29 protein-coding genes are annotated in these 23841 nt (G+C 54.5%); 11 read left to right on the plus strand and 18 right to left on the minus strand.

The window, feature by feature from the left end; translation table 11 throughout:
• Window positions 1–128: 128 nt before the first annotated feature.
• Complete coding sequence (locus ACX3P1_RS13270) at window positions 129–1292, minus strand: trans-sulfuration enzyme family protein (protein WP_459080052.1); 1164 nt, start codon at window positions 1290–1292, stop codon at window positions 129–131.
• An 89-nt stretch (window positions 1293–1381) separates the two neighbouring features.
• Window positions 1382–2146, minus strand: a complete 765-nt coding sequence (locus ACX3P1_RS13275) for an IclR family transcriptional regulator (RefSeq protein WP_459080053.1) — start codon at window positions 2144–2146, stop codon at window positions 1382–1384.
• 155 nt (window positions 2147–2301) lie between these two features.
• Between ACX3P1_RS13275 and ACX3P1_RS13280 the strand changes: the two genes are divergently transcribed.
• From ACX3P1_RS13280 to ACX3P1_RS13295, 4 genes are all read left to right on the plus strand, one after another.
• Window positions 2302–3090, plus strand: coding sequence for a transporter substrate-binding domain-containing protein (locus ACX3P1_RS13280; protein ID WP_459080054.1), 789 nt, complete (start codon window positions 2302–2304; stop codon window positions 3088–3090).
• Window positions 3091–3142: 52 nt separating this feature from the next.
• Window positions 3143–3784 (plus strand): amino acid ABC transporter permease, encoded by a 642-nt coding sequence (locus ACX3P1_RS13285; protein WP_459080055.1) that lies wholly within the window; start codon window positions 3143–3145, stop codon window positions 3782–3784.
• Window positions 3781–4503, plus strand: a complete 723-nt coding sequence (locus ACX3P1_RS13290; RefSeq protein ID WP_459080056.1) for an amino acid ABC transporter ATP-binding protein — start codon at window positions 3781–3783, stop codon at window positions 4501–4503. Before ACX3P1_RS13285 ends, ACX3P1_RS13290 begins: the two co-directional genes overlap by 4 nt.
• Window positions 4504–4623: 120 nt before the next feature.
• Complete coding sequence (locus ACX3P1_RS13295) at window positions 4624–5739, plus strand: M24 family metallopeptidase (protein ID WP_459080057.1); 1116 nt, start codon at window positions 4624–4626, stop codon at window positions 5737–5739.
• A 22-nt stretch (window positions 5740–5761) separates the two neighbouring features.
• Here the strand turns inward: ACX3P1_RS13295 and ACX3P1_RS13300 are convergent, their stop codons facing one another.
• From ACX3P1_RS13300 to ACX3P1_RS13365, 14 genes are all read right to left on the minus strand, one after another.
• On the minus strand, window positions 5762–6031 hold the full coding sequence (locus ACX3P1_RS13300) for a hypothetical protein (RefSeq protein WP_459080058.1): 270 nt from the start codon (window positions 6029–6031) through the stop codon (window positions 5762–5764).
• Window positions 6031–6471, minus strand: a complete 441-nt coding sequence (locus tag ACX3P1_RS13305) for a hypothetical protein (protein ID WP_459080059.1) — start codon at window positions 6469–6471, stop codon at window positions 6031–6033. Before ACX3P1_RS13305 ends, ACX3P1_RS13300 begins: the two co-directional genes overlap by 1 nt.
• Window positions 6472–6646: 175 nt before the next feature.
• Complete coding sequence (locus ACX3P1_RS13310; protein ID WP_459080060.1) at window positions 6647–7396, minus strand: hypothetical protein; 750 nt, start codon at window positions 7394–7396, stop codon at window positions 6647–6649.
• Complete coding sequence (locus tag ACX3P1_RS13315; protein WP_459080061.1) at window positions 7389–7877, minus strand: hypothetical protein; 489 nt, start codon at window positions 7875–7877, stop codon at window positions 7389–7391. Before ACX3P1_RS13315 ends, ACX3P1_RS13310 begins: the two co-directional genes overlap by 8 nt.
• On the minus strand, window positions 7867–8343 hold the full coding sequence (locus tag ACX3P1_RS13320) for a hypothetical protein (RefSeq protein WP_459080062.1): 477 nt from the start codon (window positions 8341–8343) through the stop codon (window positions 7867–7869). Before ACX3P1_RS13320 ends, ACX3P1_RS13315 begins: the two co-directional genes overlap by 11 nt.
• Complete coding sequence (locus ACX3P1_RS13325) at window positions 8333–8890, minus strand: hypothetical protein (protein WP_459080063.1); 558 nt, start codon at window positions 8888–8890, stop codon at window positions 8333–8335. The genes ACX3P1_RS13320 and ACX3P1_RS13325 overlap by 11 nt, the downstream gene beginning before the upstream one ends.
• On the minus strand, window positions 8881–9216 hold the full coding sequence (locus tag ACX3P1_RS13330) for a hypothetical protein (RefSeq protein ID WP_459080064.1): 336 nt from the start codon (window positions 9214–9216) through the stop codon (window positions 8881–8883). Before ACX3P1_RS13330 ends, ACX3P1_RS13325 begins: the two co-directional genes overlap by 10 nt.
• Window positions 9209–9523 carry a hypothetical protein gene (locus ACX3P1_RS13335; RefSeq protein ID WP_459080065.1) on the minus strand — a complete coding sequence of 105 codons (315 nt, stop codon included), beginning with the start codon at window positions 9521–9523 and terminating at the stop codon, window positions 9209–9211. The genes ACX3P1_RS13330 and ACX3P1_RS13335 overlap by 8 nt, the downstream gene beginning before the upstream one ends.
• A gap of 73 nt (window positions 9524–9596) precedes the next feature.
• Window positions 9597–10064 carry a hypothetical protein gene (locus tag ACX3P1_RS13340; RefSeq protein WP_459080066.1) on the minus strand — a complete coding sequence of 156 codons (468 nt, stop codon included), beginning with the start codon at window positions 10062–10064 and terminating at the stop codon, window positions 9597–9599.
• Complete coding sequence (locus ACX3P1_RS13345) at window positions 10061–10891, minus strand: metallophosphoesterase family protein (protein ID WP_459080067.1); 831 nt, start codon at window positions 10889–10891, stop codon at window positions 10061–10063. Before ACX3P1_RS13345 ends, ACX3P1_RS13340 begins: the two co-directional genes overlap by 4 nt.
• Window positions 10888–11700: a metallophosphoesterase gene (locus ACX3P1_RS13350; protein WP_459080068.1), complete on the minus strand. Its 813-nt coding sequence runs from the start codon at window positions 11698–11700 to the stop codon at window positions 10888–10890. The genes ACX3P1_RS13345 and ACX3P1_RS13350 overlap by 4 nt, the downstream gene beginning before the upstream one ends.
• Window positions 11697–12500, minus strand: a complete 804-nt coding sequence (locus ACX3P1_RS13355; protein WP_459080069.1) for a metallophosphoesterase — start codon at window positions 12498–12500, stop codon at window positions 11697–11699. The genes ACX3P1_RS13350 and ACX3P1_RS13355 overlap by 4 nt, the downstream gene beginning before the upstream one ends.
• Window positions 12497–13297 carry a metallophosphoesterase gene (locus ACX3P1_RS13360; RefSeq protein ID WP_459080070.1) on the minus strand — a complete coding sequence of 267 codons (801 nt, stop codon included), beginning with the start codon at window positions 13295–13297 and terminating at the stop codon, window positions 12497–12499. Before ACX3P1_RS13360 ends, ACX3P1_RS13355 begins: the two co-directional genes overlap by 4 nt.
• Window positions 13294–14004, minus strand: a complete 711-nt coding sequence (locus ACX3P1_RS13365; protein ID WP_459080071.1) for a metallophosphoesterase family protein — start codon at window positions 14002–14004, stop codon at window positions 13294–13296. Before ACX3P1_RS13365 ends, ACX3P1_RS13360 begins: the two co-directional genes overlap by 4 nt.
• Before the next feature lie 209 nt (window positions 14005–14213).
• On the opposite strand from ACX3P1_RS13365, the gene ACX3P1_RS13370 reads away from it, so the two are divergent.
• Both ACX3P1_RS13370 and ACX3P1_RS13375 read left to right on the plus strand, forming a co-directional pair.
• Window positions 14214–14480: an XRE family transcriptional regulator gene (locus ACX3P1_RS13370; RefSeq protein WP_459080072.1), complete on the plus strand. Its 267-nt coding sequence runs from the start codon at window positions 14214–14216 to the stop codon at window positions 14478–14480.
• Between the two features lie 21 nt (window positions 14481–14501).
• Window positions 14502–14834 carry a helix-turn-helix domain-containing protein gene (locus tag ACX3P1_RS13375; protein WP_459080073.1) on the plus strand — a complete coding sequence of 111 codons (333 nt, stop codon included), beginning with the start codon at window positions 14502–14504 and terminating at the stop codon, window positions 14832–14834.
• A gap of 186 nt (window positions 14835–15020) precedes the next feature.
• Here the strand turns inward: ACX3P1_RS13375 and ACX3P1_RS13380 are convergent, their stop codons facing one another.
• Window positions 15021–15779, minus strand: coding sequence for a metallophosphoesterase (locus tag ACX3P1_RS13380; RefSeq protein WP_459080074.1), 759 nt, complete (start codon window positions 15777–15779; stop codon window positions 15021–15023).
• A 1255-nt stretch (window positions 15780–17034) separates the two neighbouring features.
• On the opposite strand from ACX3P1_RS13380, the gene ACX3P1_RS13385 reads away from it, so the two are divergent.
• From ACX3P1_RS13385 to ACX3P1_RS13395, 3 genes are all read left to right on the plus strand, one after another.
• Window positions 17035–18657 carry a replication initiation protein gene (locus ACX3P1_RS13385; RefSeq protein WP_459080075.1) on the plus strand — a complete coding sequence of 541 codons (1623 nt, stop codon included), beginning with the start codon at window positions 17035–17037 and terminating at the stop codon, window positions 18655–18657.
• Window positions 18654–19460, plus strand: coding sequence for a hypothetical protein (locus tag ACX3P1_RS13390; protein WP_459080076.1), 807 nt, complete (start codon window positions 18654–18656; stop codon window positions 19458–19460). Before ACX3P1_RS13385 ends, ACX3P1_RS13390 begins: the two co-directional genes overlap by 4 nt.
• 251 nt (window positions 19461–19711) lie before the next feature.
• A complete protein-coding gene (locus ACX3P1_RS13395; RefSeq protein WP_459080077.1) occupies window positions 19712–21016 on the plus strand; it encodes an RDD family protein in 1305 nt (434 codons plus the stop codon).
• Window positions 21017–21026: 10 nt separating this feature from the next.
• On the opposite strand, the gene ACX3P1_RS13400 is transcribed toward ACX3P1_RS13395, so the two are convergent.
• Window positions 21027–21956 (minus strand): ArgP/LysG family DNA-binding transcriptional regulator, encoded by a 930-nt coding sequence (locus ACX3P1_RS13400; RefSeq protein ID WP_459080078.1) that lies wholly within the window; start codon window positions 21954–21956, stop codon window positions 21027–21029.
• An 85-nt stretch (window positions 21957–22041) separates the two neighbouring features.
• Here ACX3P1_RS13400 and ACX3P1_RS13405 point away from each other — a divergent pair, with 85 nt between their 5' ends.
• On the plus strand, window positions 22042–23013 hold the full coding sequence (locus ACX3P1_RS13405) for an arginase family protein (RefSeq protein ID WP_459080079.1): 972 nt from the start codon (window positions 22042–22044) through the stop codon (window positions 23011–23013).
• Window positions 23014–23021: 8 nt separating this feature from the next.
• Entirely contained in the window at window positions 23022–23801 is a 780-nt protein-coding gene (locus ACX3P1_RS13410; protein ID WP_459080215.1) for an ABC transporter substrate-binding protein, read from the plus strand.
• Window positions 23802–23841 lie beyond the last annotated feature (40 nt).

Below are 23841 nucleotides of genomic sequence, written 5' to 3' on the forward strand. Positions count from 1 at the left end.
CGTTGCGGTGAAAAGACCACCGCAAATATGAGGTACCCGGCAATGTTTCCAGGTATCCGTGCTTCTTATGATACGTTAGCTATCAGCTCTGTCCATTGAAGTCAGACGCCCTGTATCATCTGAGCGCCTCATTCTCGAAGGACGTCGAAGACTTGGTGAAGATCCTCCCATAGTTCGTCCTCGTGCTCGAGGCCGATGCTCACCCGGATAATTGTCCTATCGTCTCCATAAGGTCCGAAGTCGCGCTCACCTTCCACCGACATGGGAGCGAGGAGACTCCGGGTGCCACCCCAAGATGCACCGATTGCAAACGTCTGAAGTGAGCCCAAGGCTCCGTTTACCCGACTGCCCACTGACCTTGGAAGGACAATACTGAATACGCCACTGGCTCCTTCGAAATCGCGTTTCCACAATTCGTGGCCCTTAAATGAGGGAAGCGCCGGATGAAGAACTTCCAGGTTCGAAAAGGTTGAGGCAAGCCTGCGAGCAATTCGTTCAGCTACCGCACCGACATGAGTGATGCGAACCGCCATTGTTTCAATCCCTCGCAAAGCCAGCGAGCATTCGTCAGGGGATACGCTAAAGCCGAGAGCGCTCATTGTAGCGCGTAACTGAGCGAAATGCTCCCATTGGCTGACGGTGACGGAGCCGAGGAGAAGGTCGGAATGGCCTCCAACGTATTTGGTCAGCGCCTCCATCACAAAGTCGACACCATGTTCGAGCGGCTTGAACAGTAGCGGGCTTGCCCAAGTGTTGTCGCATCCTACCAGAGCGCCCGCAGCATGGGCGGCCGATGCAATGGCTGCAACATCCTGAATTTCCAATGTCGTTGAACCGGGGGACTCTATCCAGACGAGTTTTACTCGGTCGTTCAGGCTCTCTGATATTCTCGCTCCGATAACTGGGTCATAGATTGCATGATCGATACCCAGTGATGCGAGATAATTCTGACAGAAGTTTCGAACGGGTGGATAAACGGCGTCCGGGATAAGCACGCAATCACCGGGTCGAAGCACAGACAGCATGATAACTGTAATCGCCGCCTGACCGGACGGAAGGATTACGCTGCGCTCTCCTCGGTGGAGTTCAGTAAGTTGCGCTTCGAGTGTACGAGATGTCGGCGTACCGTTCATCCCGTATGTATAACCATCAGGGCCTCGGTCCTTCCTACGAGCGTATTCTTCTGCATCTTTGAATACGATCGTCGAAGCCCTGTAGGTCGGGACTGTAAGGCTTGCAAAACCATCCAGAGGTGATTCCGAGTGCCGAACGCATCGGGTGGCGTCTTTCATAGATGTACCTATTATCGAAACACTGTTTCAAATATAGATATCAGATGAGTCCCGAGTGTCAATCGACATCCGGTCCATCAGAAAGATTTCTAGGCGGGAGGCAAATATCCCAGTTCTTTGGACAGTCGTTCAGCAGCAGCCATGACAAAGGCGGCTGCCGTTTCTGTCGTCAGTTCTGGAGCAAACTGCCTCGCAAATGCGACGCTTAACGCTGCTCGAGTACTCCCCGAGGCAGTTCGAATTGGTGCACCAACTGACGTCACGCCAAGGATGTTCTCATCCATCACTGTCGCGTAGCCAAGGCGACGGATGTCCGCCAACGCAGCAATCACCTCCCGCGGATCTGTTATTGTTGCAGCCGTGACCTTAGTGAGCGGACCCGATCCGAGCAGTGTAGTTGCTTGCTCGTCGGTTAAAGAGGCTAACAGCACTTTTCCCATCGCGGTTGTATGCAGGTGAGTCACCTCTCCTGGGTCATTCCGGATTGCAACCGGTCCTGCACTCTGCACTGACAATAGATAGACAGCCCGATTTCCTTGAAGGGTGCCGAGATAGCCGTTGAGCATCTGACTGGACGCCAACTTCTGGAGTTCGGCATGAGCGGCAACGATTACGTTGTCGGTTCTTTCAAGCGAGGTGCCGAGGCTGAGGGCGCGATATCCGATACTGTAGCGACGGGTTTCTTCGTCCTGACGTACGTAATTGTGCTGAACCAAGGTCTTCAACAGACGCTGGACGATTGCCGGGCTGAGAGCCAGTTGCCTTGATATCTCACGAACGCCAACAGGACGGGTTGATGCGTCCAATAGTTCCAGGACCGCGATACCACGATCAAGTGACTGGCTGCCTGTCATCTCGCAATGTCCCCATTATCGCTACGCCGTGTTCATCGACACGACCCCATCACTTGTCAAGATATCGCGTTGACGTGTCGATTTGAAACATGTTAACGGAACAGTGACGCGATAATCGATACGTTTCTCAATAGGTCTCTTATCGCGGAATCGCAATGGGGAACATGGAAATGATGTTTGGATTCTTGAAGAACCTAAAAGTGGCGTTTGGATTGGGAACTGTGGCCGCACTGATCGCGTTCCAGCCAGCGAATGCCGGACCCTCACTGCCGTCGGATACCATCCATGCCGGAATCCTTCGAACTGCGCCGCCCTTCGCGTTCGTTCAGGATAACAACTACAAGGGGATGACTTACGACATCCTCCAAGCCATTGCGAAGAAGGAAGGGTTCAAGGTTGATCTGCGTCCGATGGGTTTCGACGCAATGATCCCTGCTATGCAAGCCGAGCAGATTGATGTCGCTGTCGCAGGTTTCTTCGTTACCGAGCAGCGCAAGAAGATCATCGATTTTTCAACGCCGTTCTTCAAAGAGGGAAGCGTGCTGGCCGTTCCAATCGATAGCCCAATCAAATCCTATGAAGATTTGAAGGGCAAAACGATCGTTTCTCAGCAGGGTTCGGCCGCTCTGGCGCTCCTAAACAAGATCGCACCGAAATATGACGTCCAAGTTGGCATTCTCGCTGACTCTGCAAACATGCTTCTTGCCACCCAAACTGGTAATGCCGATGGCATCTTTTTCGATTCGGCCGTCGTTGCCTACCAAATCGCCGTGGAAAAAGATCATCCAACATTAAGGCTCGTCGGTGATATCCAGAGCCCGTCGGATATCGCTTTCGCTCTTCCCAAGGGCTCACCTTGGAAGGAAGTCCTTGATGAGGGCCTCGATAAACTGCGGAACTCAGGCGAACTTGAGAAGATCGTCGACACCTACGTGGCCAAGTAAGGCTCGATGAGCGCGTGACGCGAACGCGCTCAACATAAAGGCAAATTTACCCATGGAAGCAATCCTTGGCTATCTTCCGGCACTGCTCTATGGGGCGAGTTACACCGTCGTCGTGACTATTCTCGCGATGATTTTGGGAGCCATTCTCGGCGCTGTGATCGCCTTGATGCAGTTAGCCCGTAACCGCCCCATGAATGCAATCGCTCGTGGTTATAACAGCGTAATCCGTGGCGTACCTCTTCTAATCCAAATCCTGTACATATTCTTTGGTCTGCCATTGTTGACTGGATTGCGACTGTCCGCGTTAACCGCTGGAATACTGGCAATGACACTCTATACCGGTGCATTCCTATCGGAGATTTTCCGGGCGGGCATCATCTCCATTGACAAAGGGCAAATGGAAGCTGGCCGCTCCATCGGATTCTCACATTGGCAAACAATGCGCTTGATCATCTTCCCACAGGCCATCTGGCGGATGATCCCTGCTATTGCCAATCAGTTCAGCATTACCCTTAAGGACACGTCCCTCCTTTCGATCATTGGTGTCGTCGAACTCACGATGGCCGGGCAGACAATCTATTCGATGAACTTTGACACGGTTCGGGTTCTTACCCTCGTCGGTGTGATTTACTTCCTGATTTTCCTGTTCGTTGAACGCATCACGCAAGCTTTAGAAAGGCGGTATGCAACATGATCAGGGCGGTTTCTGTAACGAAGAGCTTCGGAAGCCTTCAGGTATTGAAAGGCGTCAGCCTTGACGTCGCGAAGCGTGAGGTCGTCTGCATCATCGGTTCGTCTGGCTCGGGAAAGTCCACGTTCCTGCGATGCTTGAACAGACTTGAGGAGCCCGATAGCGGTGAAATCTACTTCGATGACCAAAGCATCCTCGTGAAAGGCCATGAGGTGGACAAATTGCGCCAGCGCATGGGCATGGTCTTCCAGCATTTCAATCTTTTCCCCCATCTCAGCGTCCTCGAAAACATATCCCTCGGCCCGATCCGCCTCAGAAAACTCAGCAAGGATCGTAGCTTCGAAGAGGCGCGTACTCTGCTCGCCAAGGTTGGGCTCAGCGACAAGGCCAACGCCTGGCCAGCCGAACTGTCGGGCGGTCAGAAGCAGCGGGTTGCAATCGCGAGAGCTCTTGCGATGCATCCGGAAGCCATGCTTTTCGACGAGCCGACCTCCGCCCTCGATCCCGAAATGGTCAAGGAAGTGCTCGAGGTCATTCGATCTCTGGCCGACGAGGGAATGACGATGGTGATTGTTACCCATGAGATGGGATTCGCCCGCGAAGTTGGCGATCGAATAGCTTTCATGGATGCTGGACTGATCGTTGAGGATGAAAAGCCAAAAGAGTTCTTCGCAAACCCAAAGCATCCCCGTGCCAAAGAGTTTCTTTCGAAGATACTCTGATTCTTCTAGCTCTACGTCTCGGCCGAAAATGGTCAGGACGACTTCCGAAAAGGCGATTCTATGAAATTCGTATCCTTACCGGTGTCTCTTCGTGATCTCGCATCTGCGAGAATACAGCGAGTGAGAGACGCACTTAAGAATGAAGATGCTGACGTTCTAGTTGTCTCCAGCGCGGAAAATGTTCTTTATATGACTGGGTACGAGAGCATGCTGGCAAGTCTCAATAAGCCCCATCCTTATGCTGCCATCATCAGCAGGGACCAACTCGTACTGGTGGCTCCGTGCGGTGATTTCGCTCCTGCCATCTATGAGGGTTTCGCTCCCGATGACGTGATCCCATTCGGACGCTTCTATTTCAGCGGCGAAACGCCGTCGGCCACTGTCAACGTCGAACACTTGTCGTTTGCTCCGGCACTGCGGCAAGGTTTGGCGCGCTTTGGCAAAGTGGGAAATGCACTGATCGAAGCAAGCTGTTTGCCGAACGAAGCCCAGGTTGTGTTTAAAGACTGCTTCAATGAAATTCGGGACGCCTCTCAGTGGATGCTGGGTCTCCGTGCGGTAAAACTGCCTGCGGAGCAGAGTCTTTTGCGTCACGTGGCAAACCTAACGGAAAGAGCTCTTGAAGCTGGTATGGCAGCCGCAGGTGTTGGCGTCACCGACAAGGAGGTCTCAAACGTTGTCGCGGCGGCAATGTCAGCGGCTGGCGGTTACCCGCGTAACGTAACTGTGGCCGGAGGGGCAACAAGCGCGCTTGCTGATGTCCTTAGCTCTGAGCGGCCTCTTGCAAAGGGTGACTTGCTCCGCTTCGACATTGGATGCAGCTATTATGGATACAAGTCGGACATTGCCCGTACTGCGGTTATCGGAGAGCCTACTGCGTTGCAGCAGAAGCGTTATGACGCCCTATTGGCTGGACTGGAAACGGCCTTTGAAAAAGCCAAGACAGGTGCCGTATCCGAGATGGTATTTGCTGAGACGATCCATACAGTAGAAGCGAAAGGGCTTAAGCCGTTTCATCGTCATCATGTCGGTCATGCGATCGGCCTCTCTACCTACGAATGGCCAGTCATTACGCCCAACAACAAAGCGCAACTTCGCGCTGGGAGTACTTTCTGCCTCGAAACGCCATATTACGAGCCGGGTTGGGGTGGCATGATGGTCGAAGATACTGGGGTCATTACTGACAGCGGCTTCGAGACCTTCACTACAATGGATCGATCGCTTCGCGTCTTGTAGTCGATAAATTCTCTCGGAGACTTCAGGTGCGGAGGCACTGCGTTAGCCCCCGCACCTTGGTCAGCAACTCCTGCAGCTCGGAAATCGGCTTCCTGCACATGGCAGCCGTCCATCTGGCGTCCATGTGATCAATGTCGACGCCCGTGATTTCAGCCGAAACAGGCAGTCCTCGATCCTCGTAAGCAAGCTCGATGTCGTTGATCAGCAGGAATTTCGTCCGTGTCTCCTCGGGATTCGCATAGCCGCGATCCTTCAGAAAATTACCGCTGTCCAATTGGGGATATTTAGACATCAACCCTCACGCCACGAATGCAGTCCGCCGCGGGAGACGTAACCCGAACAGGGCTCGGACATCTCGGCACCCTTCGGCAGATTGTAGCAGACATATTGATATCTCTTCCGGTCGAAAAGCCACTTATCAAGCTTCTCGCCGCCCGCAAATGTTGCCGAACCCGGGGTCAGGGGTAGATACCCTAAACACCATGCAAGGTCAGGTTTTTTGTCGGGCGACCTCGCATAGCCGGGACACCAGCTTGCGAAATATGTCTCCCGCCACCTGGTAAGAGCTGCCTTGTCGAAATCAACCGAGCCCGGCACCAGCACCATGTAATCCTTGCACCATGCGAGGTCGCGGTTGGATTTTGGCGTCCAGTCTTTGCAGATGCGAGAAGCAGTTTTTCCGGCCGTGGCGTCGTTTTCAAGACGGAATGCAGCTTTATCATCCGCCGTCATAACAAATATCCAGCCAAATAGCCCAATTAGGATACTGCAACTCACTATTATCCAGTGTCGTTTTAGGTCTTCAAATTTAACTTCCGACAAGATTTCCCTCCTCGAATTGTTGAAATCCAAGGATCAGGGGTCATCACGCAACCGACAACCTACCCTCCATCCACGACGCCCTCGCTCAATTCGCCAATCCTTTGGCGACCAGAGCATCGTGCACGAATTCAATAACCGCGCCGCCAATCCCGGTGCGGAGATCATGGCCGCTCCAACGATACCGAACGCCGTCATCGGTCATCTCGATCCCACCAAGGCCTTCGCCTTTCCGTTTCGCAAACATGGCAACTACAACATGCAGATCCGGTGGATTCCCATCGAGCGAAACCGCCCAATAATTCAGGCGATCCAACTGAAACAGGCGGCCTTCGCGGGTCAGGCAGTCGAAAATGGCGATGATGTGCAGCGTCGACAATTCGTCGTCGACCAAATACTCGAAATCCATCCATGAAACAACGGCACCGTGGTGCTGCGCAGACACGGCTTTCCAGATGTCGGCCACCAGCTCGTCGGCGTTGGCGGCGAAGCGCTCCAGTATCCCCGCATATTTATCGCAAACGACTGGATTCAGAGTGCAGCCATCCGGCACGTCGCCATCGACTGCAGGGCGGAAATCGGAGCCGTCGCAGCGAAGACACGTGTAATTGGCGAGCGTCGAACGACCGCCGTACGACGCCTTGTCCTTCTCCGACAGGCCGTCAAAATAGGCATTGAACTTCGCGATCTGCGCCTCCGCATATTCCTTGGAAACGGCAAACGACACCCATCCGCATTTGTTGCAGGTCACATTGTCGGGGTTCATTTCAACCTTCCTTGGCTCGATCGGCGGCAGATGTTTCCTGATGTCTTCGGGGTCGTATTCGTCATCAGTCATGCCCGATCCCCTTCTGCTTCAGGATTTGAACAAACGCCGCTACGCGTTCGTCTTCGCCCTCATCGGCAACCATCTGCATCGGCGGCAGATCGCGTTTTGCGCATTCCTCACGCAACTGCCAATGATCCCATCCCATCACGTACATGGCCGTCCGGTCGCCGATCTCACCGCCGACAAACCGCGCGATCACATCGTCAGCGTCAGGTTTCTTCGGCTTCGCCAACAAGGCTGCATGAACGCGTTCCGTCTCGGCCGCGAGATACAAGCATTCCTGACGCCGTTCCCCGTCAGTAGTCTCCGCCAAATCCTTGAGAGCCTGAATATATGGGCCGAAGTCATTCAGGTTTTCCCACCAAGGCCACGGGTGCTTACCCACTGACAGCTTTGCCAGTCCGCCGGACGCCCGCCAACCGATCATCCGCAGCCGCTGCACGACATCAACGAGATCCGTATAGTCGATGGGTTCGAACTCATCCGCCATCGGGTTCTCCGTGGTATTCGATGACAGCATCGGACGCCTGGTCGTAAATCCACTGTCGCCCGCCGATCTCACGGACATAGTGTTCCGGCTTCGTCGGCACGCCATCGCTCTTGTGGTCTTCGCAAGCCACGAAATATGAGTTGCCGCTTTGGACCAGATGTCCCGGCTTTCCGCAGCTCTCGCAGGTATGTGCGGAACGGTTTTCGGCCAAGAATTCAGCGGTGCTCAAGGCTGCCAAAACTTCATCGGAGACCTTGCCGGTTGGATTCGTATCAAGGATCAGAAGCCCGTATTTTTCCTTGATCTGATCGATATTGAATCCGGCATCCGATGGCAGCGCCTTTTCGACGTCGGCAAAATATTGCTCTAGGATTCCCAACCAACCGGAATCGCATTCAAACGATGTTCCGGCTTTCACGAGGCGTGGAAAGCGGTCGAGAATTGTTTGAGTTTCGTCATTCTTCATTTTTGTCACCTTCAATTTCCACGATGTCGTCCTTCACGACATCGAAGCAGTAGCGTTTTCCGCCGAACGTCAAAACGGATTCTCCCCCAACGGGCACCCCGCCGTCGGCATGTTCCTCGCAAGCGGTGTGGTACCAACCGCCTGACTGCATCAGGACACCCCGCTTCCCGCAATGCTCACATGTGTGGGCAGAGCGGCCTTCAGCACGATATCGAGCCCAATCCAATTTCTGGTCGATGCCGTTGTTCCCGTCGGCTCCATGACGAAAACCCGAACCCATATTCAAAAAGTCGACGGCGAAGATGGCGGTCGGCTCTTTCCCCGGCCACAAGGCTTCGCAATACAGCCGCAAGGTGCCGAACTTCTCCTTGATCTGCCTGTTCGACCACGGGACGTCGGCAGGCAACAGGGCATCAACCTCGCCAAAATACCGATCCAAAATGCTGATCCAGCCGGTACCGCATTCGAAGCCGTAGCCGCCGCCAAATCCGGGTTTGATCAGGCGAGGGTACTTGGTCATCAGATCATCGAAATCGGTCACCTCCATCGGGGCAGCTCCCCGACAGTCGGATGCCTTGGCACCCGGATTGCACGGATCGGCTCGTCGACGATGGTGATCACCCAACTCGCCGTCCAGGCGTACATTGGCGAGATGGTATTCAGCGAAAACGCGGCAGTCTCGTAATCCAAGTATGGCCGCGCTTCCTCGAGCGTGAGCGGAACATCCAGCTTGGTAGCGGGAACCTCGACAACAGGTTTTTCGCCCAAGATTTCCAACATCTCGACCGTCTCCGAGCCGATCATGACGGCTTCGACGGCCTCGGTGTCGGTCTGCTCCAGGATGAGGTCATATGGATTCACAGTATCAGTCATTGGCGGCACCCGTCGGTGGATCGTAAGGCGGCCCCCATAAAACCAGCGCGTTCGGCAACACGGTGCTCTTGAATTTCTCCGTCAAATCGGCAGCCTGGCTGACGCGATAAGGCACCCCGTGCTTTTTCCCGGTTATGTCGACATAGATCGTCGCCGGCACTGCACCCTGCTCGAAATCGACAACGACCCAGAGCTGACCCTGTGGCGGGGATTCCGTGTATTTATTGACGTCGAGCAACCAGAAACGTCCGCCTTGCTGGCGTGCGTAGTCCTCGAGATCGTACACGAGACGTTTGAAGTTATTCATTTAGTCCCCGCTATTTTTCATGGTATAGCTCAAAACGAACGGGATCTCCAGGCAAGTTTTCAGCCGAAATCGTTCATTTCCCGATGACTTCTCCCTCGTCGTCCAAACGCTGACGGGCTTCCTCATTCAGGCACGACCATGTTACCGCCGTGGCCTGAAGGCCAAACATCCAGATGGTTTCCGTCAACCAGTTTAAGGCTTTCGCCTCTCCGACCTCGAAATCAGCGTAGAATTCCATAGTAGTTTTGACATCAAACCGCGGGATAACGTGAAAGCGGCCGCCGTTTTCGGCAGCGTATTGCTCAAGCTCCATCCATGCAGTTGCCGCAAGTATGACATTGTCGACTGGCATTTCGTTTCCGAGAACAGGCACGATCTTCGCCTTCAGCCTGGCTTTCTCCAACTCCCTGACGGCAAACCGCCAAGCTCCGCTGATCTCGGAAACATGAAATTCGAGACGAAAACGACGATCTTGGGCGTCGACAAGACCGCCGTGGCCAAGTGCGTAGTTTTCAAGCCGTTTTCTGACCGCCGTCATCATGGCAAAGCCTCCGTATCGATGACGAGATTCCAGTCAAATCCATTCTCGCGCTCGTTTCGGACGCGTTGGTAGCCCAATGGATTACAAACGATCCTCGTCCCGCCAACTTGGACATTAACCGGATGATGCGTGTGACCGCAAACCCATAGGGCAGGGGCAGCTAACGAATGGAAAAGGCCGTCAAACGGCCGCTCGCTGCTGGCAAACAGGTAATTGGATTCCTCGTCCTTGTAGTATGCAGGCGTGGCAGCCGGATGCGGCAGATGATGTGTGACAACGACTGTTTTGCCGTCAAAAGGCTGCTCCAGTTGCCTCTTTAGATATGCCGCCGTCTCCCGGTGCACTTCCAGCATCCGCTGACCCGTAATCAGCTTACGATCCCGCGTTCTGATTTCGGCGAAGTCCGTGAGCAGCCAGCGGCCAGCATTCAGACGCCAGGCCAGATCGGACTCCTGGGCCCCCATCAGGAAATCGGTCCACAAGGTGCCGCCCACGAAACGAACGGCATCGATTTCGACAGTATCGTCATCCAGCACATGGAGCGGGTGCCGCCAATCCCTGGAATCTCGCTGCGTGAGCTGCAGCAGAATTCGATCACTCTCGATGGAACGCCCGCGATCACCGCCGCCGTAGTAATCATGGTTTCCCGGGATGTAGATCAGCGGCACCTGGTAGCGATCGACGATTTCCTGAGCTACGCTTGCGAGAGCAGGCGCACGGCAGAGATCGCCAGCGCATACGATGGCGTCAATGCCTTCGGGCTTCTCCGGAGGCATGTCGATCTTCTGCAATTCAAGATGGAGATCGGACCAAATCCAAAGCTTCAAGCAGCCACCTCGATGACCTTCTTAAGGTCGAAATTCGGATTGCCGCGGCCGTTTCCGCGGGGGTTGCAGACAACCCTCGTCTTGCCGACCCGATAGTCGAACGAAGCATGCGTATGCCCGTGAATCCAGATATCGGGCTGGTAAACCTCGATGGTGTCAGAGAGATCGGATCCGAACGCCGGGTTCAGCACGGAACCGGCGAAATCGTCTTTCAACGAATTCGGGTGAGGGCAGTGATGGCTGACAACGACGGTCGGGCCATCGAAGGGGCGAGCCAGCGTTTCCTTCAGGAAAGCCTTCGTGGCCAGGTGCATGGCGTAGGTGTCCTGCGGAGCCAGGTGACGCACCATGTCTTCGTCCAGAACCCAATACGATTCCCGATACTCAGGCATGTTGTCATTGGCAAAATCCATGGCCATCTCACGCGCACGACGCCGACGGGTGACTTCAAGATCACCCTGAACGCGGTCGTGGAAAAGCTCGAAGTCCGTCCACAGCGTCCCGCCAACAAAGCGCACGCCGCCGCCGATAACGACGTTGTCGTCGAGCAGGATAATGCGGTTTTCTTCCGCAAACCGTCGGGCATCGGTCTTGCATCGGCTGACACTCGTGTCGAAGAAATCATGGTTCCCGAGAACGTACATGACGGGCATGTGCGGGCGGATCACGCGACCCAGCCACGCCATGGTGGATTCGATATCGTCGCAAACGTCTCCAGCGACGATACACAGGTCAGCCGCCGGTGGCCTGATTTTGTCTCCATAGGAGAGATCCCATAGATGCAGGTCGGAAATCGTCCAGATTTTCATCTGCCACCTCCCAATCCGGGTGACGGCGCAGGGCTATCGACCTCGACGACGAACGCGGGATCAAATCCCCGGTTCTCGTCAACGTAGCCCCGTGGGTTACATACGACACGCGTGTCGCCGATCAGGTAGTCGGTGGAGTCGTGGATATGCCCATGAACCCAAAGGGCAGGGCGGCCGTTTTCGATCACGCTCTCCAGATCGGATCCATAGGCAGCGTTGAGCAGATCGCTTCCATATCGGACGTGAAAAGATTGCTTCGACGGCAGATGATGCGTGACCACCACGACGGGCAGCTCGGTTTCCTCTTCCATGGTTTTCATGATGAATTGGCGGGAATCCTGATGAATCCGAAAAGCGAATTCAGGCCGAAAGCGCTCCCAAGGCTTCTTCTGTTTTGCGATCATTTTGTAATCGTTCATGCGCGTTTTCGCGTGAAACATCGCAACTTCAGGACTTCCGCCCATGATCTTGTAATCCGTCCACAGCGTTGCCCCGACAAAACGGACACTACCGATCACGACTGAATCGTTCTCGAGAAAATGAACACGAGGCTGCTTGGAAGACGCCGCGCGACCCGACGCGAGGCCTTCCTTGATCGCGCCCCGGTAAAACTCATGATTACCAGCGATATAGATAACAGGCATCGTGCGGGCGACATGCTGCGCCAGCCACTCGACGCCTTTGCCCGGATCGGGCATCAGGTCGCCTGCGCAGATACAGACGTCGGCCTCCGGGATTTCCAGAGGCTGGCGCAGCTTCGCTACTTCGAGGTGCAGATCGGAAAGGATCCAGATTTTCATCGGCTACCTCCAATTCCCGGGAGCGGTGTCGGGCCGTCAATTTCAACAACCAAATCCATCTTGAACGCTGGATTTTCGTCGTCGTAGCCACGAGGGTTGCAGACGACACGGGTGTCGCCGATCCGATAGTCAGCGGAATCGTGCGTGTGGCCGTGAACCCAAAGGTCAGGCTGCTGCATCTCGATCAGGTCATCAAGATCGGATGCGAAAGCCGCATTCAATGCATCGCCACGGAAGCGTTCCGCCACGGATTTCATGGAAGGCAGGTGATGGGTCACGACAACCGTCGGGATGTCGCGATCCGCCTTTAGCGCCGACTCGATGAAGAGCCGGGATTCACTGTGCAGCCTGACGGCTTCCATCGGCAGAAACCGTTTCCAAGGATTCCGCTGGAGAGCGATCAGTTTATGGTCGTTCACTCGCTCTCGCGCGTTATGCATCGCAAGTTGTTGATGACCTTCGATACGGTAATCCGTCCACAGCGTTGCCCCGATGAAGCGCACGCCGTCGATGACAACGAAATCGTTCTCCAAGAAATGGACATCAGGAAACCGTTCGGCGGCCGCTCGACCGTCTTCCAAGGATTCCTTGATGCTGCCCTTATAGAACTCGTGATTTCCGGCCACGAAAATGACCGGCATCCATCGAGCAATATGCTCACCCAGCCAATGAACGCCGTTCGCTGGCGCACGCATCAGATCGCCAGCCATGACACAGACGTCAGCTTCCGGAATGTCTAGAGGCTGATGCAACTGCGCGTATTCAAGATGGAGATCGGAGAAGACCCAAATCCTCACCGGCGGAAGCCGCCTGTTGGCTCGTCGTCCTCGTCTTCGTCAGCTTCCACATACGGAGCGCGAGCACCGCTGGCCACCGTCCTCCGATTTTTACGGATGACGTCGGCACGTTCCTCGTAGCGATCCAGCAACCCGGCCAAGCGATCGAGATTCACATCGACATGCTTCTTGGCGTTGATGATGGTGTCCTCGGCCTGGCGTACGAACTCTTCGCACGAGATCGGCACCATGCCTTGAGCGTCGACGCCAACATCGACTGAACCCGGCAGCCCGAGCATGGAACCGTGCGTATGGCCGAAGGCCAAATAGGCACCTCGGTGCGCCTGGTTCCATGTCCAGCCTGCATAATGGGACAGCATGATCCGATTGCCGTCGTGCTTGATTTCGGCGGCATGGGAAACGGACTTCCAGTCGAGACGCTTGAGGCCCTCCAGCAGCTTGCCCTTCTTGTCGACGTCATGATTTCCGACGATCAGATGCTTGATGCCGTTGAGAGAAAAATAGATTTCGGCCATCTCGCGATTATCCAGCTTCATAGAGAAGTCGCCGAGATGCCAGACGGTGTCCTCGGGATTCACGGTCTGGTTCCATGCCTCGACGAGGGCGCGGTTCATTGCGTAAACGTCATTGAACGGGCGGTTGGGGCCGTTTTCCCGAACCATAAGCGGATGGCCAAAATGGGTGTCTGCGGTGAGATAGGTCGTCATGTGGGTTCTCCTTTGAAATCGAAATAGCGGCGAAAGCGTCCGGAAGACGCAGCGAGATCAGAGCGCTATTCGTTTCAGACCCGACATGATCCACCCCCTTTTTAACTTGCGAGCTCCCGCCCGTGTATGTTTCTTATAATTGGCAACTATGCTATTCACAAGGGCTCTTATGCATAAATTAGTATCGTCGACAACAAGGGATGATCAAGATGGCCGATAAATTCGAGGCATGGGGCAGCGGCAACGTGTTTGAAGATCTCGGACTCCCGGAAGCCGGGGTCCTGCTGGCGCAGGCAGTGAACGTACAACTGCTGCAGGTAGCGATCGAAGTGCGGGAACTTACGCCAGAGCAAGCAGCCGAGGTTTGCAATGTGCCGTTGTCGTTCATCGCCGACGTGATGAAGGGCAATTTTGAGGACTTGAGTGCCGATGATTTGAACACCGCCATGGAACGCCTCGAAGTCCATGGCGTTTAATAAGTCTACGGGGGAGCGGATATGGTTGACGATACTGTCTATGACGAGGTCATGCTGAAAGCCGAGATAGCCATTGATTTACAGCTGGCAGTCGACGAGATGCACCTCACACCCGCTCAAGCAGCCGAATATTACGGTGTTCCGCTGTCGTTCATTGAAAAGATGGACCAAGGCGAGCTGGACGATCTCAGCTTGGACGAATTGCGGGCTGCCAGGGCAAGACTTCTCGGCGTCAAAGAGGAATCCTTGAAGCAATTGGTCGGCGAAGGCGTCAGCGCTGCCGATGCCGGTGACTTTTCCAAGAAGAGCGTTTCCCAGATTGTTGATGACGTGATCCGGAAAGCCGGAGACTAAAACCCGAAAACTCACTCTAAATCCCGTGGATTCATATGACGGGATTTAGACGATTAAAGTGACAAGCTGGAATTCTTGCACTTTAATATTCGTCTACTTTTTACAACGGGTTATGGTGACGGGACGGATTCACAATCTGTCACTTTAATCGGCGGATTCCTCCCAGCCCTTCGATTTGTTTTCTCCTCAGATTTCGATCACCAATGCATCGTCGAATGACGTGTTGGCAAATCGAGGTCCAGCCGGATTGCAAAGGATTCGTGTGCCGCCTGGCCTCGTCATGTCGACGGTGGCATGGATGTGCCCATGAACCCACAAGGCTACTTTGCCGGAATCCGTCAGATCCGAGAGATCGGACGCCGAGTTTCCGGCAGACCAGGTACCCCGAGCGGAAACAGGCAAGCACTCCGGATGCGGCGCATGGTGCGTGATAACGACGAGGGGCAACCCGCCGCCATACCCGTTGATCAGGGTTTCCAGCCTGGCGAGGGAATTCCTGTGCAATTCAATCGCATCCCCGACCGTGATGAGGTGTGTCCCGCCATCGTGCTCGATGTCTATCTGTTCGGCAGTCTCCGCATGGGGATCGGGGATATCACCGCCAAGTTTGTAATCCGACCACAACGTTCCGCCGACAAAACGCACGCCGTCGATTTCTGCCGCTTCGTCGTCGAGAAGGGTGATCTGGTGCTCGGACGCCAGCAACCGAGCCGTACCGATATTCTCGTTCACCTCGCCATTCCAGTGCTCATGATTTCCCATCACGAAGGCGACAGGCTTGTCGCCGGCGAATTCGCGCACCTTACGAAACCCGCTCAGGCAATCGCCTTCCCAAATGTCGCCGGCGACGACCATGATATCGAAATCCGGGCGTGATGGCTGGAAGGCATCGGGGTAGGGGACGGATTCGAGGTGGAGGTCGGAAATGATCCAAAGTCTGGGCAACGGGAATCCTTCGGAACGGCGACAGAGCGTTAGCTAGTAGAATACAGCGCGGACAGGAAATTGAGAAAAGAAGATTGGCAGCCACGGGGAGGGCAGTGCTAATCCGGGGAGAGTTGTGCAGCAGGACGGTTCTGACGGATGACGTCTAAAACCCACTTTCTCACTCTATATCCCACGATTTCAGGGGATGGGATTTAGACGGAGGCGACACAAATATTGGTGATCTGAACCCCCGATTAAAGTGACTGGTTATGCACACTGCACTTTAATCTATTGCTCTTAGAAATCAATCCCTTAGGGCATGGTTGAAATCTTCACATTCTGTCACTTTAATCAGGCCATATACGGCTGACTACCCAAGTGTTGCCGTGACAGAAGCGGTCAGTCAGCACGACAACTAAAACCCACGAAAACCGATCAAGGGATTCAGACAATGTGGCTGCCGTGAACGGCGTCATGCCTTGCCGTTAGAATCACCGACTAGCCCAGATAGGCCCAAAGCTCCGTAAACTCCGCCGTCTGATGCGTTTGAACCAGTCCGCAGGTATCGGGTCGTAAAAAGCTAAAGGTGAGCAGGAACACCATCGCAGAGCGGTTTAACGGCTATATGGCGGTTAATTCAGGCAGGAAGTGAATACCGTAGTGTTTCCTCGTCCGAGATAAGGCCGAAACAGCTCAACTGAGAGCCTCAGCTGATTTAGTGGATCGATCGCCCATCTACGAAACACCCAACGGTTGGGCCGTTTACGCCCTTATAGCGACATTTCAGGACTGGCTCGGCCTATTCGCCTCTCCCAACCCTCTACATAAATTCCTTACTCAATTTCCTGAATAATCCGCCCTGTCCTTATTTGGTTCGCCACGGCCAAACTACTATCCCGGACATTTCGACAACCGTTCATCCCTTCGATCGGACACGGCAAACTCACTGAATCTGCACCGAAACGTACCGTTCGAAAATCACGGCTCCCTGATTCATATAGAATCGTGATTGTAATTGTTGACACAAAGTGCCCATAACCCTTGCAGCGTATGGCTTTGTCAACAACGTCTAAATCCCACTTTTTCAGGATTTAAACAAAATGACCTCTGTTTAAATCCCACAACTTCACACTAAATCCCACTTCTTCAGATGATGGAATTTAAACAAACCAGCTGTCTAAAACCCATTCGAAAAATATTCGGGATTTAGACATTGTCGTATGCGTGGTTTGAGGCGACCATTTCAGCATGGAACGATCACAAGGGGGTCGAAATGCTGAAAACACCGCCGCCACCCGGCACCACGAAACGAAACACCGAAGGCAACTTCTTTCCTGCTCCGAGGGGCGACATCGGCGAAGCTTTGGAGAAATCTGGCCAGCTGATGAAAGTCGCACCGGAAAGCCCACGCCCAGCAGAAATGATGGAAGGCGTTTTCATTACTGGCAAGGACTCCCTGACGGCCGATGACGCAGCCCTTCACGATCTGCTCGTTTCGAAGGCCTACGAGACCGACAACAGCATGGCGACGACGACATACGCGCTGGATGTCCGCCAGGCGATGCACTATCTCGGCACCGTGCACCGTGATCTGCTTCGGAAGTCATTGCGCCGTCTAGCCTCGACAACCGTCTCGTATGGAACTCTCTCCACGCGCCGTTACGAAGACGTCCCTCTGCTGGTCTCATGGCTCGAGTCCACGAATGGTGAAGACGTCATTCGCTTCCAGCTTCCGGAACCGATCTGCGTGCTGATGCGCGACCAGGTGAGGTACGCCTACATCGAGCTGGCCGCTCTCTCGACGTTCCGATGCAAATATTCATCCAGGCTTTATCGCATCTTGGCGTTGTCTATGGCGCAGAAGAAGTGGTCGCCAACGGAATCAAACAAGACGACTATCACCGTGACACCTGACGAACTGGCAACCTGGGTGTCGTTCCCCCGTGCGGCAAACGGCTCTTTTGCGTACGGCAAAATGAAGGAGCGCTTTTTGTCGTACCTGATGCCGGAGCTAAATGACGGCCGTGGCGACTTCGACGCAATCCAGCGTTTCCATGTGGCCGTCAATGAAGTCCGAAAAGGGGGTAGGGGCCGTGAAATCACCGCTATCGAGTTCGACATCACCCTGCGGTCTTCCAGCCATCATCTGACCAAGGCACCATTTTCGAAAAGCAAAAAGCGGATCGGCGGTGCGGACGCAGAGGCCTATCGCGTCAATAGCCCGACATGGAAAAAGGCCGAAAAAGAGTTCCGTCACCAACTCGGGATGATGCACACCGAGTTCTTCGATTTCTGGCAACTCGCCATTGAGGAAGCCCTCTCGGGCGATTTCCTGACGGATGGCTACCACACCAGGAAATACCGCGGCGAACGGCTGCTTGACGCCTGTCGGGTGCACGGAGCCGACTACGCGGCTTGGGGTCTGGTATGCGAAGAGGCCAACGAACCTGACCTGCGCAGCTACCATCGCCAGAACATGCGTGAATCTTATAACCGGATCAAGGAAGCCCAGGATGCAAGGTTCGAACGCCTCGGGATAGAAAAGAAGCCTCAAGCCGTCGTGCCGGCGGCGAATGAAATTATCGAAATCAATACCGAAGAGACCGAGGTCGTTGAAACTAAGGCGGCCCTGTTTGGCGTGAAGGAAATCATTTTCCCGATCAACAAAACGCTGAACGTGGATGACATCGACAGCATCGTCGGGCCAGCAATCTACAATTTGGAATTCTCGGGCGACGTCGATGACAAGCCCGTGAACCTGACTATCAGACATTGGGACGGCGGCTCAGTTGTGCATACGCCGCTCGGGCCGTTTCACGTACACGAAGATGACCTACCGATGCTCACCCACAAAATCGAACGCTATCTCGATAGCGCGTGGGAGTTCGTCCGATGACCTTGGATCTCATAAAAAAAGGCAAAGACCTCATTCATCCACGCGCCATCGTGTTGCGTTTCGATTGCTATATGGGGCCAGAGAAAATGTGGGGAGACGCGAATTCAATAATAGAGAGCGCCAAAACCTGGGTCGGAGAGCGCATTCCGGCATTTTTTTATTATCGGTCAATGTCGAAATTTGGCGGCGTCATGACGTTCGGCGAAGACATTGTCAAGCACCCCGGTGATTGGCCAGTCGGCTTTCTGCCACTGGATTACGACGGGATCCGTGAGGCCGTACTGAACCTGAAATGGGCATCCACCCTTCGGGTAGAAAGAAATTTCGACTCAAATCCCTATCCTCCGAAAGCTTCGGAAACCCGTCGGTTCACCAAGGCAGTCGAAATCTCGCCGCCAATTAGACCCGATCAGGTCTCGCCAAAATGGCGCTTTCTGTTGACGGATGAGGCCAAAAAGGACGGCAGGGAATTTTACAAACAGATGACGTTTTACGGATCGGGGATGTCGATTTCTGATCCAGGCCACTGGATGCGGAAACTCGTTATCGGCAGGATGGCTGAGCGGTGGCCGAATGTCGCGCGTGCCGACAAACTGACAGGCGGCCTCATTTCACTGGCGCTGGAAGCCGTGGCCGCTAACCCGAAATACCCCGCATGGTGGTTGCGACTCCCGATTGCGCTGGAGAAGGGCTACGGCGATTCAATCGAGCCAACCTGTAGGGGTATCATAGCTGGAGATCCCGATCTGATGGTCAAGAACCCGGTAAAATGGAAGCAGAAGCTCTCTCAGCCAACGGCATGATACACTGTACTGAGTTACCAATTCAGAGAATTGGAACTGTGACCATATATTTATCGTTATTTATCAATAGTTTAGTCGCGTAACATGTATTATGGAACTCGAATTTCAATCCGGGTCGGAAGCGTTCGCCGTTCATCTGGTAGCCAAGCACAAACCTCTTGCACCGCCATACTTCCTCGGCATCCGTAACAGCATTTTCGTTGAGTGCCCGAACCCGTTGTGCCAATATATCTGCGGGACTTGGGGATATTATGAAACAGTGGCACTACGCTGAAGGTGGCAAGCCTTCCGGATCGTTTTCAACTTCCGAAATAGAAGAATTCTTCCGTTCGGGCAAACTGGATGGCGACAGCCTTATTTGGGCTGAAGGTATGGCACAATGGCAAGCCGTCAGAGACACGGATGAGTTCACGCATCTTCTGCAACAGAAGATGCCGCCGCCTTTGCCTCCAATCGTCAACACGAAAGCGACCGATGCCATAGGCGCACCCGAAGTTGTGCCACCGAAGATAGAACCAGTTGCTGAGCCCGTGGACGATGAAGACGATATTCCGGTCGTTCGCGAGCCGTCCATTCGGTTCGTACCTGCGGGCCCGTGGTCAAGATATTTCGCACGGCAATTCGATCTCTCAGTGCTTAGCACCGTCCTCCTTGTCGCGGCGTCATTCGCCACCGCATACTCCAGTCCCCGACTATTCTTTCAGTTGAATTCGCTAGATGCGAGGGTGTTGTTTCTGCTGTTTCTGCCTGCCGCCCATATCGTCAACGCGGCGATCATCACCACGTTCGGTAACACCATGGGCAAGGCAATGTTCGGGATCAAGGCAATCCCAATTTCGAGAGACAAGCGATTGCCACTATCCGGAAATATCGGCCGAGAGCTACGGGTTTGGGTCTACGGCCTGGCCTTGGGCATCCCGATAGTTTGCCTGTTCACGATGGTGCCTGCGTACAGGAAAGTCAGCTTGGGACAGCGCACCAGTTACGACGAAGGCATAACGAATGTCCTGTCGTTCTCGTCGAGCAAGATCCGTCGAGCAGTTGCCATGTTGATCTCGCTCGGAGTCCTGCTGGCCATTACGATGTCGAACGCCATGCTCAAGCAGGAAGAAACCAAGGCGGCGCAGTCTTATACGTGGACGAACCCGGAAACCTCGATGAAAACAACCATCCCGGGCGGCTGGCAGTATGAAAAAGTGGCTGGCCCTGAGGGAGGGACACTTTACGGTTTCACGAACACGAAAACCGGGGTCGTTGCCTTGCTCGCAAGGGAGCAAATTCCGGATCAAACGATTTCGTCGTACGCTACCATTCTCGCAAAGGCATTGTCCGACACCATGCCGCTGGAGCCATGGGCGATGTCCGAACTCCCAAATGTCTGGATGGCAGACGGCGCACTTAAAAGTGGCAACCACCCTGCCCGGATATACGTCACGGAAGTAGGTGGGGCCTACTGGCGGGTTGTTTTGGTGAACCAGATCGACAGCAAAGCGATTTCAGAACCCGAGATCACAAAGGCTCTGTTCTCCAGCGCTGGCCTCCAAATTTATCAATGATTTAGTACCGTTAGTGAGCCGCGAATGAAAGAAGCTGATCTCCGACCAAGTTGACGGCCGATTTCTTGAGGTAAGCTGCTGCGGACTCGCAAATGCAATCGACCAAGACATCCAGCGTCTGTCCTCCAAGCCGCCAATGATGAAAGTACAATGGAACCTCCATCTGGCTCCTGGTGGCTATCTCCACCAGTTTCCCGGAGATGACCGCCTCAGAAGCCAGCATCTTTGGGACGACGGCCCAGCCGATGCCATGAACCGCCGCTTTCAGCATCGCATTGGCATCCGGCAGAAAATGCATTCGCGGGGTGCCCATTTTATCGACCATCTCGCCAGCAATGCGTCGTGACAATGAATCCGAGTGCTCGAATATCACCATCGGACAGTTGTCACGCGTCCCTTCCGTATCGCCGCTACCCAACCACTTGGTTGCAAACTCCGGGCTGCAAACAGCAACGTATTCCAGGCAGCCGAGCGAAACCGTCTCGCACCCCTGAGGCGGCACGTCCTCGGCGGAAATTGCCGCAACCGCCGACCCGTCGCGCAGCAGCGAGGAGGTGAGGGCTTGATCGACACAGCGGACTTCCACTGTCGCGCTCGAAACGCTGGAAAATTTGGCAACCGCAGCAACGAACCACGTCGCCAATGAGTCGTGATTGACCGCGACCGTAAGGGACGGAATCGCGTCCTTTCCCGTCAGAATTTGAATCGTATCCTCGAAAAGAATGTCTACCTGCAGGGCAAGACGGAGCAACGTCTCACCCGCTTGGGTCAATCTGGTCGGCGACGCACGGACAGCGACAACCTGGCCAATTCGGTCTTCGATCTGCTTGATGCGCTGCGACATCGCACCAGGCGTAATTTTCAGGGCTCTCGCCGCCGCCTCGAAGCTGCCGTTACTGGCCAAGGCACGCAACGACGTAAGGTCTTTGATGTCGATCATGCGTCGATAGAAACACTAAAGTGGGTTTACGGCAATTCGATTGCCTCGAGATAGCCCGCCCATTAGCCAAGGGCGAGTGAAAGTCATGCGGGAGATCAGATTGCCGGAAAATAACATCGCCACGTCTGCTCCTGTGAGACCATTCCTGGATTGGCCCGTCGTTACGGATCCAACCAAATGGCGAGATATCGTCGCTTCGGTGATCGGCATCCCTTATAGCGAGCCGTACTCCGGTGAACCCCTGCCCAACGACCAGGCAAGCGCACCAGATGCAATCCGCCTTCAGTCCGGTCAATTCTGCGACGGGCCTGCGCAATGGGACTTCGACTTCGGGGCGACACTCGAAACGGTGTTACCAGGCAAGGGTGTCGATGCTGGCAATTGTCCACGCTGGCGAAGCAGTTTCGAAGACTATTTTGCTGAAACGGTCGAACGCCTGAAGGTGCTCTTCGCAAACAGCCGCATGACCTTTGTTCTCGGCGGCGATCACGGCGTAACAACGCCTGTGCTGCAAGCCTTGGAGGTAATTGGAAAGCCAATCCATCTCGTACAGATCGACGCACACATCGATTGGCGCGATGAGGTACGTGGCTCCAAACTAGGCTACAGCAGCCCAATTCGCCGTGCCAGCGAGATGCCGTGGATTAGCGGGATAACCCAGATCGGCATGCGCAGCACCGGGAGTGCACGGGCGACAGAAGTCGAGGCCGCACGCTCATACGGCGCACGTATTTTCACTGCCGCAGACGTTCATTCCAATGGCATCGAACAGGTTATCTCCCACCTTGACGGGAAAGGTCCATTCTACCTCACGGTCGACGCCGACGGTTTCGACCCCTCGGTAATGCCTGCCGTCCTCGGCCCTGCCCCAGGCGGTCTTCGTTTTGAGCAAGTGCAACCCATTATACGCGCCTTGGCGACCAAAGGCCCGTTGGTCGGCATGGACGTGGTCGAGGTCGCTCCGAGTATCGATCTGCCGAACAAAATTACCAGCATCACCGCGGGCAGGCTCATTTTGAATGCGCTGGGTTCCGCGCTCAACCACCGGGAGGGGTGAAGACAATGATGAAACCAGGAACGTTGGCCGCTTTCGTTACCGCCGCGATGCTCATGGGTTTTGGCCCTGCGGCCGCCAAGGACAAACTTCGCCTTGGAACGGAGGGAGCCTACCCTCCATTCAATTTCATCCAAGCGAACGGGCAAATAAGCGGTTTCGACGTCGAAATTGGGCTGGCACTTTGTAAGCAAATGGACGTCGAGTGTGAGGTAATAGCCCAGGATTGGGACGGCATCGTTCCGGGCCTCATTGCCAAAAAATACGACTTTATCGCCGCATCCATGTCCATTACGGATCAGCGAAAGGAAAAGGTCGCATTTACTGACCCATATTACAGGTCTGGCTTCGCTCTCGTCGCTCCCAAAGACAGCCCTATAACCGATGTCAGCCCAGATGCGCTGGCTGGAAAAGTAATCGGTGCTCAAGCCGGGACGACACAGGGCGAATACATGAGCCATACGTTCACCAAGTCAGACCTGAAAATGTATCCGACCCAGGAGGAAGTGAACCTAGACCTCATGAATGGCCGTCTGGACCTCCAGGTCAGCGATTATCTCCCCATGCTGGATTGGCTCAAGAACTCGCCCGATGGGGCCTGCTGCAAGTTTGTAGGAAAGCCCGTCACTGATCCGGAGTTCGTCGGCGAAGGCATTGCTATCGCCTTGCGCAAAGAAGACAACGAATTGAGGGAAAACATGAATGCCGCTTTGAAGGCCATTCGTGCCGACGGCACCTACCAAGCCATCAGCAATAAATACTTTTCGACCGACATTTTCACGTTCGACTGACGGAACACGGTCATCCTACCGATCGGGGCCCTTTCTGCCC

It is taken from the genome of Mesorhizobium sp. A623 (assembly GCF_054489405.1).